The sequence below is a fragment of the Streptococcus sp. 21.1 genome, assembly GCF_016648635.1.
Lineage (GTDB): Bacteria > Bacillota > Bacilli > Lactobacillales > Streptococcaceae > Streptococcus.
The window spans coordinates 15,105-28,922 of record NZ_JACLQL010000008.1 but is presented as its reverse complement, the minus strand read 5'-3'; the positions used below and the strand labels follow the sequence as shown (position 1 = coordinate 28,922).

Annotated in this window: 14 protein-coding genes and 1 riboswitch; all 14 genes read right to left on the bottom strand. The window is 39.7% G+C overall.

From position 1 onward, the window contains the following. Window position 1: 1 nt before the first annotated feature. Window positions 2-877 (bottom strand): phosphate ABC transporter substrate-binding protein PstS family protein, encoded by an 876-nt coding sequence (locus tag H7U01_RS06925; protein WP_201041338.1) that lies wholly within the window; start codon window positions 875-877, stop codon window positions 2-4. Window positions 878-1,002: 125 nt separating this feature from the next. Then, window positions 1,003-2,313, bottom strand: coding sequence for an RsmF rRNA methyltransferase first C-terminal domain-containing protein (locus H7U01_RS06920; RefSeq protein ID WP_201041337.1), 1,311 nt, complete (start codon window positions 2,311-2,313; stop codon window positions 1,003-1,005). 80 nt (window positions 2,314-2,393) lie between these two features. Continuing rightward, on the bottom strand, window positions 2,394-3,161 hold the full coding sequence (locus H7U01_RS06915) for an inositol monophosphatase family protein (protein ID WP_073689717.1): 768 nt from the start codon (window positions 3,159-3,161) through the stop codon (window positions 2,394-2,396). Next, entirely contained in the window at window positions 3,151-3,432 is a 282-nt protein-coding gene (locus H7U01_RS06910) for a UPF0223 family protein (RefSeq protein ID WP_004182521.1), read from the bottom strand. The genes H7U01_RS06915 and H7U01_RS06910 overlap by 11 nt, the downstream gene beginning before the upstream one ends. Further along, window positions 3,425-3,838 carry a Spx/MgsR family RNA polymerase-binding regulatory protein gene (locus H7U01_RS06905; RefSeq protein ID WP_002890965.1) on the bottom strand — a complete coding sequence of 138 codons (414 nt, stop codon included), beginning with the start codon at window positions 3,836-3,838 and terminating at the stop codon, window positions 3,425-3,427. Before H7U01_RS06905 ends, H7U01_RS06910 begins: the two co-directional genes overlap by 8 nt. 69 nt (window positions 3,839-3,907) lie before the next feature. Continuing rightward, window positions 3,908-4,819 (bottom strand): bifunctional riboflavin kinase/FAD synthetase, encoded by a 912-nt coding sequence (locus H7U01_RS06900; RefSeq protein WP_201041336.1) that lies wholly within the window; start codon window positions 4,817-4,819, stop codon window positions 3,908-3,910. Further along, entirely contained in the window at window positions 4,816-5,697 is an 882-nt protein-coding gene (truB, locus tag H7U01_RS06895; RefSeq protein WP_073687713.1) for a tRNA pseudouridine(55) synthase TruB, read from the bottom strand. The genes H7U01_RS06900 and truB overlap by 4 nt, the downstream gene beginning before the upstream one ends. Window positions 5,698-5,816: 119 nt before the next feature. Next, on the bottom strand, window positions 5,817-7,163 hold the full coding sequence (locus tag H7U01_RS06890) for a DUF438 domain-containing protein (protein ID WP_201041335.1): 1,347 nt from the start codon (window positions 7,161-7,163) through the stop codon (window positions 5,817-5,819). A gap of 1 nt (window position 7,164) precedes the next feature. Beyond that, window positions 7,165-7,398 (bottom strand): DUF1858 domain-containing protein, encoded by a 234-nt coding sequence (locus tag H7U01_RS06885; protein WP_073688381.1) that lies wholly within the window; start codon window positions 7,396-7,398, stop codon window positions 7,165-7,167. A gap of 89 nt (window positions 7,399-7,487) precedes the next feature. Beyond that, entirely contained in the window at window positions 7,488-8,108 is a 621-nt protein-coding gene (locus tag H7U01_RS06880) for a restriction endonuclease subunit S (RefSeq protein ID WP_064524430.1), read from the bottom strand. Window positions 8,109-8,234: 126 nt separating this feature from the next. Further along, window positions 8,235-8,729 (bottom strand): thiol peroxidase, encoded by a 495-nt coding sequence (tpx, locus tag H7U01_RS06875; protein ID WP_064524427.1) that lies wholly within the window; start codon window positions 8,727-8,729, stop codon window positions 8,235-8,237. A 64-nt stretch (window positions 8,730-8,793) separates the two neighbouring features. Further along, window positions 8,794-9,549, bottom strand: coding sequence for an HAD hydrolase family protein (locus H7U01_RS06870; protein ID WP_201041334.1), 756 nt, complete (start codon window positions 9,547-9,549; stop codon window positions 8,794-8,796). 60 nt (window positions 9,550-9,609) lie between these two features. Beyond that, window positions 9,610-10,890 carry an O-acetylhomoserine aminocarboxypropyltransferase/cysteine synthase family protein gene (locus H7U01_RS06865; RefSeq protein ID WP_203171159.1) on the bottom strand — a complete coding sequence of 427 codons (1,281 nt, stop codon included), beginning with the start codon at window positions 10,888-10,890 and terminating at the stop codon, window positions 9,610-9,612. Window positions 10,891-11,010: 120 nt separating this feature from the next. After that, a complete protein-coding gene (pcrA, locus tag H7U01_RS06860; RefSeq protein ID WP_201041333.1) occupies window positions 11,011-13,320 on the bottom strand; it encodes a DNA helicase PcrA in 2,310 nt (769 codons plus the stop codon). A gap of 305 nt (window positions 13,321-13,625) precedes the next feature. Beyond that, window positions 13,626-13,732: riboswitch (glycine riboswitch) on the top strand. Window positions 13,733-13,818 lie beyond the last annotated feature (86 nt).

Below are 13,818 nucleotides of genomic sequence, written 5' to 3'. Positions count from 1 at the left end.
CTTACTCCTCACTCTTCTTTGAGACTTTACCATCAGCATCCTTGGTAACTTTCATACTATGGATGGAAATGTAACCCATTTTTGCGACGACGTTTTCTTGGACTTCGTCACTCATCATGTAATCTAAGAATTGTTTGGTATAGTTATCCGGTTTTCCCTTGGTATACATATGTTCGTAGGACCAAATCGGCCAATCGTTAGTTGCAACATTTTCAGCTTTGGGTTCAAATCCATTTAACTTCAATGTTTTAACAGAATCATCAAGGTAAGCAAATGATAGGTATGAAATAGCACCTGGTGTCTGAGCAACAATTGACTTAACCATACCGTTAGAATCTTGCTCTTGGGTACGGATTGGTGATTTACCATCCATAATCACTGCATCGAAAGTTGCGCGTGATCCTGAGCTAGCTGCACGGTTAATAATAGTAATCTCTAGGTCTTTACCACCAAGCTGTTTCCAGTTTGTGATTTCACCAGTGAAAATCTTACGCAGTTGTTCTGTTGTCAAGTTATCTACAGAGACTTCTTTATTTGTAATAACTGCAATCCCAGCAACGGCAACTTGAAAGTCGACAAGCTTACTAGCATCAATTCCCGATTTTTCCTCGGCAAAAAGGTCACTGTTACCAATTTGAACGGCACCGGATTGTACTTGAGAAAGTCCAGTACCAGAACCGCCCCCCTGAACGTTAACGATATTGTCAGGGTTCTTTTCAGCGAACCCATCTGCTGCCGCCTCCACTAAGGGTTGAAGGGCCGTAGAGCCAACTGCTGTAATGGACTGGCCACGGTCAATCCAAGAGGCACAGCCAGTTAAAACCAGCATGGCCATTGCCAGTGACAGAATCACTGCAAGGACTTTTGTTTTTTTCATTTTTGTCCTCCGACATTTTGTAACATAAGTAAGAAAGTGTCTCATAGATATGCTGTTAAAAGACACCTATCTAATTATAACAAGTATAGGATAACTAAGTCATATTAAAGTTTGGTTACAGGTTTTTAAATGTGAAATCTTAATCCTTTAGGATAGTAGTTTTTAACCGTATTTCCAACAACTTTAGCAAACCCAAAACCATTGCCGTCCACTAAAAGCTGATACCAACCGTTAGGATGTGTTTGATCTAGAGTAACCACATTACCTGAAACGTATTGGGCAAACTGGTCTTGACTTAGCTCTATACTTGAAACAACTTCATCAGATGTTAAAGCAATTCCAAGAGCAAAACTTGGTTCGAAACGTTTTTTCTTGAAGACACCAAGATGCAAACCGTTACGAGCGATTTTAACTTTAGAAAGGTCTGGGAGCCCTTTTGGAAGCAGGTAGAGATTGTCCCCAAAAACTTGCAGTAAACCATCCAGTCTAGTTTTAAGGTGTTTTTTTGCAAAATCTTCCCAAAGTTGCTTCTGCTCCTTGTTTAGGTTAGATTTCCCCTCTTTGATACGTGTTTGCTCAGGCACGCGCTTATCCTGGAATTTTGCCACAAACTGGCCTTCACCTTTGAAATGGTGTGGATACATTCGAGCTGTTTCTGGAAAATCAATTCCATCACTCATGCCATTCAATTTAGGGATTGCCACCAATTCAAGATCAGGATTATTTTCTAAAATCCAAGCAACAACACCTTCATTTTCCTCAGGAGACCATGTGCAGGTTGAGTAGATCAATTGTCCACCAGGAGCGAGCATTTTCAAACCGTCTGATAAGATGTCCTTCTGTAATTGTGCCAGTTCACTAGGATACTCCTTATGCCAATATTGGATTGCATCAGGATCTTTACGAAACATTCCTTCTCCAGAACATGGTCCATCAAAGACAATCGTATCAAAATAATTTTTGAAAACTTTGGCTAGTTTATCAGCTGACGTGTTTGTCACAATAACATTTCTCGCTCCAAAACGCTCAATGTTTTCAACCAGAATTTTGCTACGCTTTGGATTGATTTCATTGCTGACCAGCAGTCCTGTATTATCTAGGTAACTAAGAAGATGAGTAGACTTTCCGCCTGGAGCAGCTGCCAAGTCTAAGACACGACTTCCCTTGGATGGAGCTGCCACTTGAGCAACCATTTGAGCAGCTGGTTCCTGAGAATAAACCAAACCAGTTGCATGGTCGGCAGATTTTCCGGAAATTTTACCGTAATGGCCCCAAGGTGTTTCAGGGATAGCATCAGGAAAGTCCTTCTGTTGCTTTTTCAAAGGGTTGGTGCGGTAGGCGGATACGGCTTCTTGATCAAAAGATGCAAAGAAGTCCTCAGCTTCATCTCTAAGGAGGTTATTATATTTTTCTATAAAGTCTGATGGAAATTGCATAGTTTCCTTTCTATCAAAAAACTGGACTAACCAAGAGAACTTGCTGTTCTGATTTGTCCAGTATGGTTTTATGTTTCAAATTAATTTTCTGAGCCCATAATATGCTTGATCTCTTCAAGTCTGTCTTTAGGGACCAGCATCACAGCTTGACGACTAGAATAATCCAGTGGTTCTCCAGTAATGGTCTCAAGGTGATAACCCAATTTTTCTCCCATAATACTTGCTGCGGCATAGTCCCATGGGTAAATAACTGAAAAGTAAGCTAAAATTTGACCAGATAGGACTTTTGACATGCTTAAACCAGCACCACCGTAGACACGAACGCCCAAGGTCTTATCAATAAGGTCTTTTAAGCCGTGAAAATTTTTAGCATACATAGCTCCATTGCTAGCGACTAGGCAACGGTCTAAAGGTCGGTTTTTATATGCTGGAAGCAACTTGTCATTACAATACACATCAAACTGGCCACCACCATAGAAAAGTTGATCAGCCATGACGTTGTAAATGAGGCCAAATTTTCCTTGCCCCTCTTCATAGTAGGCAATCATAACACAAAAATTATCTTGTTGGACAATAAAATTGACCGTTCCATCAATAGGATCCAAGACCCAGACATTTCCATCTTTGATATTATGAACCAAGCCATTTTCTTCAGCAAAAATATTGTCTGAAGGGAAGGAGGATTTAATACGTGCCACGAGTAAATCTTGTGTTTGTTTGTCAATATTAGTTACTAAATCATCAAAAGCCGTCTTTTCTTCGACCGTGATAGTTTTACTTAAACTTTCTTTAATAAAAGCACCGGCTTCTTTGATGATTTCTTTGGCGAAAATCAGTTTATTTTCCAAGTGATACAAATCCTTTATCTTTTGCTTTAGCAGCTTTGACAGCTTGATAGGTTGAAAAACCGCTAGCTTCTTCAAAGGCCTTGTCTAGTTGTTTTTCAGGCGCTTTGCCTGGAACAACGGTTTTGAATGCCTTATAGGCTTGCAAGAGTTGGTCACGGTCAACCTTGCTCTCGTATGCTTTTTCTACCTGACTCAAAAAATGAAGCACTGTGGTAATTTCCTCAGTGCTCCATGATGGATCGAGTGGGTAGGAATAATTTCCTTTAGTCATTGTTACCCTCAATTTCAGCTCGAATGGTCGCTTGGCGCAATTCTTGCTTTCTATAATCACGAGGCAAAAAGGCACGAATTTCATCTTCGTTGAAACCAATTTGCATGCGTTTGGTGTCCATAATGATAGGTCGACGAAGAAGATTTGGGTATTCAGAAATCAATTGAATGAGTTCCTTGATGGTCAAATCATCCACATCGATATTCAGCTTCTGAAAGACTTTTGAACGAGTTGAAATGATATCTTCAGTACCATTTTCCGTGTAAGACAAAATCTTCATTAACTCATCGTGAGTTAATGGGCTCGTGATAATATTGTGTTCGTCAAAAGCAACTTCATGATTGGTCAACCAGGCTCGTGCTTTCCTACAGCTAGTGCAGCTAGGTGATAAAAATAAAGTTACCACGCAAACACCCCTTTCACTTTAACATTCCTAATCATTATACATTATTTGATTAGTTTTGGCTACGCTTTCTTAAAATTTTTCCGCGATTTTTTTATCAGCCTCCAGTTGAGCACATAGTTCATCGATATTATTGAACTTAATCATATCACGGATATAATCCAGCCAAAAAACTTCAATTGTCTTTCCATAAATATCGCCTTCAAAATCAAAGATATTGGCTTCAAGACGGAGTTCTGTTCCCCCAAAGGTAACGTTTTTTCCTAGGCTAGTCATGGAACGATAGCGTTTGCCATCAATTACAACATCGGCGACATAGACACCATCAGCTGGTAGAAAAGTCCTATCAATAGGTGCTAAATTTGCTGTTGGAAAACCAATGGTACGTCCACGGGCATCACCATGCACCACGATGCCACGTGTAGAGAATTCATGGCCAAGGAGATTATTGGCTTCTTTAACCTTGCCTTCTCGTATTAATTGACGCACACGTGTTGACGAAATCTTTTCACCATCGCTTTGTTGCTCCTCAATGACATGAACATTACCAGAAAAATTACGGGCTAGATAGTCCGCATCTGTTCGATGATGTCCAAATTTGTAATCAAAGCCCACAACAACCTCTTGGGCTTTTAGACGTTTAATATAACGAGCAATGAAATCGTCTGAACTTGTTCGAGCAAAATCACTATTGAAATCTGTTAAATAAAGCTGATCAGTGCCATAGGCTTTAAAAAGATCACAACGCCTTTGAGGTGCTGTAATATGCAGAAGGAGATCATCCGTAAACCGTTGAAAAGTCAGTTGAGGACTTTCATTAAAGGTAAGGACAGCTACTTCAAGCTGTTTGTCGTCAGCAATCTGGCGCGCCTTATCAAAAAGGACCTTATGACCACGATGAAGCGCATCGAAATAGCCTAAGACAAGGACTGTATCCTTTTCCTGATGGATATCTTTATAATCGTTAATAGAAGTTATTTTCATTGACTTAATACTTTTCTAGGTTTATAAACTTGATTTCTCTTTTCCATGATGGCTAGAACTTTGTCTCCTAAAAAGGCCGCAACCAAGGGTTCTTGGCTATCGATAGTAATAAAGCGACCAAATGAGATTTCTTTAGCATCATCTTCAGTGACTTGTACTGCTGGCAGATCCTGAACACCGAATTCAATAGGAAGGAGGAAGGACGTATTCCCTGCTTCTACCATTTCTGAAATTTGAGAGAGAGTTAGTGCCTTATCTAAGGTTAAACCAGCTGAGGCTGTTCGACGAAGAGCAGACATATGACTCGCGTAGCCGAGTTTAGCACCCAAATCAACAGATAAGGTACGGACATAAGTTCCTTTGCTACAAGCAACACGGAAGCTGAATCTCGCAGTGTCGTTTTCTAGCTCGATGGGTGAGGTACGGACAAATTCGGTAATGGTCACTTGACGTTGTGGACGTTCTACTTCTTCTCCAGCGCGTGCGTACTCATAAAGTTTCTTTCCGTTGACCTTAACTGCTGAGTACATAGGGGGAATTTGTGTGATTTCTCCCTCAAAACTAGCCATTGCTTTGTCAACAGTTTCTTCATCTAGCTCAGTTACTGGGGTAGTTTGGACGATTTCTCCACCAGCATCCTCGGTAGTTGTCGAAAAGCCAATGGTAATTTCTCCCTCATAGACCTTCCCTGCTTCAGTCATGTATTCAATGACACGAGTCGCTTTTCCAACTGCTATAGGTAGGACACCAGTAACATCTGGATCAAGGGTACCACCATGTCCAATTTTTTTCTCTTGTAATATTTTGCGTAGTTTAAATACAGCATCATGACTGGTCATTCCAGCCTCTTTTTTTAGATTAATAATTCCTGAAATCATACTTTTAATTATATCAAAAGCAATCCTAAAGAGCTAGGTAGAAACATAAAGAGGCAGAGAGCAAAGTCTCTAACCTCTTACGGATTATAGTCATAAGCAGTCGCAGGACTGCTAGCTTTTTAATCAATATCTCTTTTAAGATCGCTTTCTAGTTCAAAGAAAGGTTGAATATCTTGCACATACTCTAGGACACCTTGAAAGTCTCCCTTGTCATCCCTGACAGCTGCATAGGTAACATAGACGAATTTTCCTAAACGTTCAGATTTGAACCACATTGGAACTTGGTCACGCTCTCCACTTCTTAGTAATTCAAAGATTTTCTTGACCTTATCAAGTACTTTTGGCGGATGGCAAAGTTCAACGTTTCGTCCAATTTGGCTAGGTGTTCGTTTAAAAACCATTTCATTGGCGGGAACATTATCATTATAGTATTGGAAGATATCGTCTTTATTAACGAAAGTGATTTCCAAAGGAAGATGATTGAGGATGAGATTGGCCTGCTCCACAGAAAGATAACCATTGCCAAAAGGTTGCGTTGTTTCTCTATCTACGACAGTTTCAGTTTTTGGTTTTGGGGTGAAGCTGATGGTAAATTGTCCTTCTGGGGTATCAATAATTCGGGTATTGTCCAGATGTTCGTCACTACTTAGTTCAGATTGTTCTTGCGATGTATCAGTATTTACCTCCTCAAAACGTTCACGCTTAGGTTTCCAGACTGCTGTAGGTTTTATTATTGCATAGCCATAGGCATCGCTTTCTTCGGCAATCGAAAGCCAATCATCTTGTGTGAAGGTTTCAAGCAGAATCATCAGTAAGATAGCCTCTTCCTTGAAAATCATGGCTTCAAATTCTTCCGAGAAAGCTTCAAAGGACTTTGAAAATTCATCTAAATCAGCATATGGAAGTTCCTGGAGTTTAGCTTCTGCATCTCGAAAGAGTTTTCGGATGTCATCGTCTACACCCCACATAACCTTTGGAGGAGAATCATGACCATAACGCTCCATTATTGGAAAGAAGAGCTTTTCTTTACGTGTGTAATGGTTATGAAATTGTCCCAATAAAGACATCTGATGTCTAAGCCCATTGAGTAGGTCAGATTTGAAATCTTCATTTTCAGGCTTACTAATGTTTTCGATGATACGTCGAATACGTAGGATAGCTGAACGTAGGGCTAAATTCTCTTGTTTAAAGACATAGACAGGGTGGCCCTCTTGATCAGCGTCTGCCACCTCCACATCTGCAATAGCTCCTTTAAAGAGGTTAGCGTGGACATTACAAAGGCTCATCACATCTTCAAAGGTAACTCCATCTTCAGATGCCATAAGTTCATGCTCCATCATAGAGATTTCAAGGGCAGATACTCCCTTGAAGTGTTGATTGAAGCGCTCTTGAACACTCTCAGGACTGGCTCCCTGGTGTAAATCAAGGAGAATTTCTTTGAGTATTTGAATACGATTGTTTTCCATATTAGTCTCCGATGACATCATAACCATTGAATAGTAAGGTTTTCTTGATTTTATCTAGGGGAATATTAGCTAACTTGGAGCCAGCTTTTAGATTGGTTACCTTACCGACAGTATTTAGCATAGCAGGGTTAGACAAGGGCTTAAAACCAAGGTCAATCAGTAAATCCTTAACCTCTGGATGCTCTTTAATGATTGTTGCAACAGGTTGTGATAAATCTATAGTGTTGGTAGTCATAATGACCTCCTAATAACATATTTACTACTTCCATTATACACGAGAATAATGAAAAAAAAACCAACAAATCTTAGTTTGCTGGCTTTTGATTAATTTCCAAATAAAGCTTCTGTGACATTATGCTGGATATTTTCCCACTCCTGCTCTGCCCTCACCATCTTACGGTGGTAATCAGCACGCCCACGCAAGTAGGCAGCAATTTGATAATCTTGCTTCACAATTGGTATCTCAGGAATTTTGATATCCAAGAGGTCAGCCGTCGATAAATTTAGGACAGCCTTTCCCTTATCAGCATAGTCTAAATAGGCACGACCAATCTCTGTCTCAAGGAAAAACTTGATGTAGAAACCACGGAGTTTTTCCTTAGGTCGTAATACTGTGATATTTGATGAGGCGACAACTTCTCGCTTGCCCTGATCTTCGAAAACAGCAACTTTTTGTACAGTTCCCTTAGAAGCAATAAGAACATCTCCATCTTCTAAGAGAAATCGTAAAAGTTTACGGCGTTCCTCAGAAAACGTTTTAAGGTCATCGTAGGCAATGCCGTTGGGTGTCATATCCGATAGATTAATGACAGCGAATTCGCCAGGTTCTGCCTTAGCAGGGACAGCTTTTCCTTTAAATTGATCGACAACATCGCCTAAACGAACAAGTTTGTCTGTATTAGCTTCGTAATCGATAATCAGTTGAGGTCTTTCTTTTTCAGACATTGAATCTCCTTTTTTATATTTTACTATCCATATTGAGTATTGCTATACAATAATAGCAAGAAGCTAATACTTTTGCAAGTAAAAACTGTAAGAAAGGAAAAATAAAAAAGAGACCTGAGCCTTATTTTATAAGCTTTTAACCGCTGCTACTGCTGCTTCATAGTTTGGATCAGTATTGATATTGTCCAAATATTCGACATAAGTAATCTTATTGTCAGCATCTGCCACTAAAACTGCACGCGCTAACAAGTGCCACTCTTCAATGAGGACACCATAATCTTTACCGAAACTATTATCATAGTAGTCAGAAAGCATGATGGCATTTTCAAGTCCTTCAGCACCACACCAACGAGCTTGTGCAAATGGTAGGTCCACTGAAATAGTAATAACTACTGTATCGTCTAATTCTGACAATTCCTTGTTAAAGGTACGTGTTTGAGTTGAACAGATTCCAGTATCGATTGATGGAACGATAGAGATAACTTTTTTCTTTCCATCGAATTCTGAAAGTGATTTTTTCGTCAAATCTGTTGTGGTCAAGTTAAAGTCACGCAAGGTATCTCCAACTTGAAGTTGTTTGTCTTCTGCTACTGTAACTGGTTTTCCAATAAATGTTGGCATGTTAGTCCTCCAATACTTTTTTTACTATTGTACTGTAAATATAGCAATAAGCCTAAGCATTTGTTTAGAATTTTTCAAACAGTAGTCTAATTTTTTCAGCAATAACTGCATTAATTGCAGGAATAACCTCATCCGCAAAGTTTTTTAGGTAGGGATAATCACCAATTTGCACTCCATATATAGCATTTTTGAAAAGAGAAATATCATTTTGATCATTTCCAAAAGCTACAAAGTCTTTACCAAAGTGGTTTAAAACAGTACTAGCCTTGGTCACACCTTTAGGATTAATGTAAAGACACCTTTCGATATCATGATAACTAAGGTCTAAACCTTCCAGTTTGTTTAGATTAAAGATAAGGTCTTCACGTATATCCTCATGCTCTACAAGTGGCATAACAACTTTGATAGGCTCATTAAGTTCATGAACAGGCAAAATACTTGCTTTGTTTAATGGATCAACATTTGAAAGAAAAGGGATTTGCTCAGGATTTTGAATAGCATAATTAAAGGTATCATCAATAAAATAAGGGAGATTATAAGTATCACAGTAGCTAACAATCGTTCTTAGAGCAGGAGAAGGTATTGTGTATTGTGATACTAAGTGTTCATCTTGGAAGACTTCACCACCGTTTAAGCCAACTACTGTCAGCTTTCTCAATTCTCCCTCTAAAATACTAAGACAGTCTCTGTAAGAGCGTGCTGTTGCAAAAATAATTTCATGACCGTATTTTGGTGCAGTTAAAAGAACCTTTTGTAAGTCTTTTGACATGGTCATACCATCAAAACATAGGGTTCCATCCAAATCAAAAACAAATTTCATAGGGATAGTATAACAAAAAACCAGCTAAAGAGCTGGTTAAATTATTTAGTATCGAAATACTTAAATTTTATCAAGAGCTAGTTTTAAATCTTCAATCAAATCATCTGCGTTTTCCAAACCAACTGAGAGACGAATTTGATTTGGAGTGACGCCACAAGCTAGTAAATCAGCTTCTGCCAATTGTTGGTGAGTTGTTGTTGCAGGGTGCACCACCAAAGATTTTGCATCAGCAACGTTAGCTAAATCTGAGAAGATTTCAAGATTATCAATTACGGTACGTGCTTCGTCTTGTCCACCTTTAACATGGAAAGTGAAAATAGAGCCTGGTCCTTTAGGGAAGTATTTTTGTGCCAAATCATAGTAAGGACTTGATGGTAATCCAGGATAGTTAACTTTTTCAACTTTTGGATGATTTTCTAAAAAGTCTACGATTTTTTTAGTATTTTCGACGTGGCGTTCGACACGAAGTGAAAGTGTTTCAAGTCCTTGCAAGAGCAAGAAAGCATTGAAAGGTGCCAAGGCAGCCCCTGTGTCACGCAAAAGTTGTGTACGAAGGGCAGTTACAAATGCTGCTGGACCAACATCACGCGTATAGCTGATATTGTGGTAAGATGGATCCTCGTCAACCAACTGTGGGAATTTGCCTGAAGCTTCCCAGTCAAATTTACCAGAATCGACGATAAGACCTCCAATAGTTGTTCCATGTCCACCGATAAATTTAGTTGCAGAATGAACCACGATATCTACTCCATGGGAGATAACATTGATGAGATATGGAGTTCCAAAAGTATTGTCAGCAACCAATGGAATCTTATGACTGTGAGCAATCTCAGCAATTTTTTCAAAATCAGGAATATTGATAAGCGGATTTCCCAAAGACTCAATCAAGACAAGCTTGGTATTATTTTTGATAGCAGCTTCAATTTCTTCAGGATTGTCAACATCTACAAAAGTTGTTGTGATACCATAGCGTGGAAGAGTTTCTTTTAAGAGATTGAATGTCCCACCATAAAGGGTTGTTGCGGCAACAACATGATCGCCAGCATGTGCCAAACCAAGGATAGCATAGGTGATTGCAGCCATACCTGATGCTGTAGCCAAGGCACCAACACCACTTTCGAGGGCTGCAATACGTTCTTCAAGTACTGCTACTGTTGGATTGGTAATACGTGTGTAAATATTACCAGGCTTTCTAAGGGCAAAGAGATCTTCACCTTCTTGAGCGTCGTCAAAAACATATGAAGTGGTTTGGTAAATTGGAACAGCACGTGATTTTGTTTCCTTGTCAGGTGTTTGTCCAGCGTGTAATTGTAAGGTTTCAAATGAAAATTCTCGTGACATATGGGTGTCCTCCAAAACAAAAGTTGACTTCATTCTACACCCAGAAAAGCTAGCTGTCTAATAGAAATTTTTTATCAATGTGATAGGGAGGGCTTATAAAAAGGACCTTTCGGTCCCTTTCTATTTCTTCTCAATAGGTGCTACGCTTGCCAAAACTTTTTTTAGTCCAACTTCTGGGAATTTTATCTTAAGTTCTTGTGTCTTGCCACTTCCAGTTACTTCTAGGACGGTACCATCTCCCCATTTCTTGTGGTGGGCGATATCTCCAATTTCCCAGTCAGTAACTGAGTTACCAGAGTCTGAAGTCTTGCCAAAAGGTAGTCCCCCAGTAGCTTTTGAAAATGGCTGAGCGCCAGTATGTCTTTGCGGTTGTGCATTTGCTTTTCTGGTCTGAAGCGCTTGTTGTAAACTCATGCCCTGACCAAATTGTATCGGCTCTTCCTTTGTAAAACGAACACCAAATGATGAATTGGCTGGACGTGCTAGACCTTGATATTGTAATAAATCATCTGAAATTTCACGTAAGAAACGGCTAGGACGATTATAGCTAGTCTTACCAAAAAGAGTACGCGTATTAGCGTTGGTAAGGAAAAGAATCTCTTCTGCCCGAGTGATACCTACGTAAGCCAAACGACGCTCTTCTTCGAGTTCATCTGGCTCTTCTGAGGCACGTGACAAAGGGAAAACTCCCTCTTCCATACCAATTAGGAAGACAACTGGGAATTCAAGCCCTTTGGCAGCATGGAGAGTCATCAGGGTTACTTCTGCTGCTTCCATATCACCATCGTCCGTATCAGCAATTAAAGCTAAATCGTTTAAGAAACGGCCTAAACGGTCAATTCCTGTCTCGTCTTCCGTACCATCGGTGTTGGTTTCGTCAAAATTCTTAGTAACAGACATGAATTCTTCGATATTTTCAATGCGCGCTTGACTTTCAAGTGTTTGTTGCATCGAAAGAGCATCCAGATAACCAGACTTATCCAAAACAGCCTCTACAGCTTCAGTGATACTTAGTCCATCTAGCTGATCACGTAGGTTCAGAATCATGTTAGCAAAATCGTAAACGCCCTGAGCTGCTTTCCCCTTAATCGGTGATAACATAATATTAGCTGAAGCATCTAGGAGACTCATGTTTTGCTCATAGGCAAAGGTACGAATCTTTTCTAGTGTCCCAGGTCCAACTCCACGTTTAGGTTCATTAACGACACGTTCAAAGCTAATATTATCCGCAGGGTTGGCAATCAAGTTCAAGTAAGAAATGACATCACGAATTTCTTTACGGCTATAGAACTTGGTTCCTCCAACCATGGTATAAGGAATATTAGACTTGAGTAAAGCTTCTTCAATGGTACGAGACTGAGCATTAGTACGGTAAAGTACAGCGAAATCCTTGAAGTTCTTACCTTCTTCACGAATAATGTTATCAATAGTTGAAGCAACAAAAACAGCTTCATCACGCTCGTCATTAGCACGGTAATAAACAATTTGTTCACCGTCATCATTTTGAGTCCAAAGTTTCTTAGGACGGCGGTTACGGTTGTTCTTGATAACTTCGTTGGCTGCTTGGAGAATTTTCTTGGTTGAACGGTAGTTTTCCTCCAAGAGGACAACCTTAGCTTCAGGATAGTCCTTCTCAAAATCAAGGATGTTCTGCATGTCAGCCCCACGCCAACCGTAGATTGATTGGTCAGCATCACCCACGACACAGATATTCTTGAAGCGAGATGCTAAGAGTTTTACCAACTGATACTGAGCATGGTTGGTATCTTGATATTCATCCACGTGAATATACTGATAACGCTGCTGATAATAAGCGAGCACATCGGGATTTTTATCAAAGAGACGCAGAGTCATCATAATCAAATCGTCGAAATCCATGGCTTCACTACGACGGAGCTCTTCCTGATAGGCTTTGTAACATTTAGCAACGATTTGAGTATACATGTCACCAGCTTGGTGCTCATAAGCCACTTCATCCAAGAGGTCATTTTTTGCGTTGGAAATGGTTCCTAAAATAGCACGTTCATTCCACTTCTTAGGATCAAGATTAAGATTCTTGAGAATTCGTTTCATCAAAGTACGTTGTTCACCAGGATCCACGATAGTAAAGTTTCGATTGTAGCCAATATGGTCCGCTTCACGACGAAGGATTCGCACGCACATACTATGGAAGGTCGCAATCAAGGTTTCTGAAGTTGCTGGGTTTAAAGCCATAGCACGCTCACGCATCTCACGAGCTGCCTTATTGGTAAAGGTAATGGCCAAAATATTCCAAGGATTAATCATTTTTTCGTCGATAAGGTAGGCAATGCGGTGGGTAAGTACACGTGTCTTCCCTGATCCTGCACCAGCCATAATCAACAAAGGACCTTCAGTCGTTTGGACGGCTTCAGCCTGTTTGTCATTCATACCAGTTAATAATGGGTTCATCATATTCTCCATTCTCAAAAATAAGCTCTACTATTTTATCATTTTTTGGATGAAAATGCAGACTCTATTCATAATGAGTGTGAAATAACTTTAGCAAATAATCGTTTGTTTTTATTGGGAGGTTGTTTGCTTAAAATGATTGTTATTCCAAGCTTTTCTAGGTTTTGGTGAAAGGCATTCTTAAGTGTAATATTCGGTTTTTTATAGTTTTGATGAAAATTAGTGTTGACACTGTTCGGTTTTTTCGATAAGATAGAACCACAATAAAATAAAAACCGAGTGATGTCATCAGGAAGACTGGTGATTGACGGACTTCTGGAGAGATCTTGAAGCAGCCTTAGCTGTAAACAAGACACCGAAGGGGCAAGGGGTAACAACCGAAACTCTCAGGTAAAAGGACAGAAAGCATCGCAAGTTTATTTACTTGTAGTAATAGCTTTGTATTCTCAGAGGTCTGGTTAAGCCAAACCTCTTTTTTGACGTCTCGGTTAAAGGAGA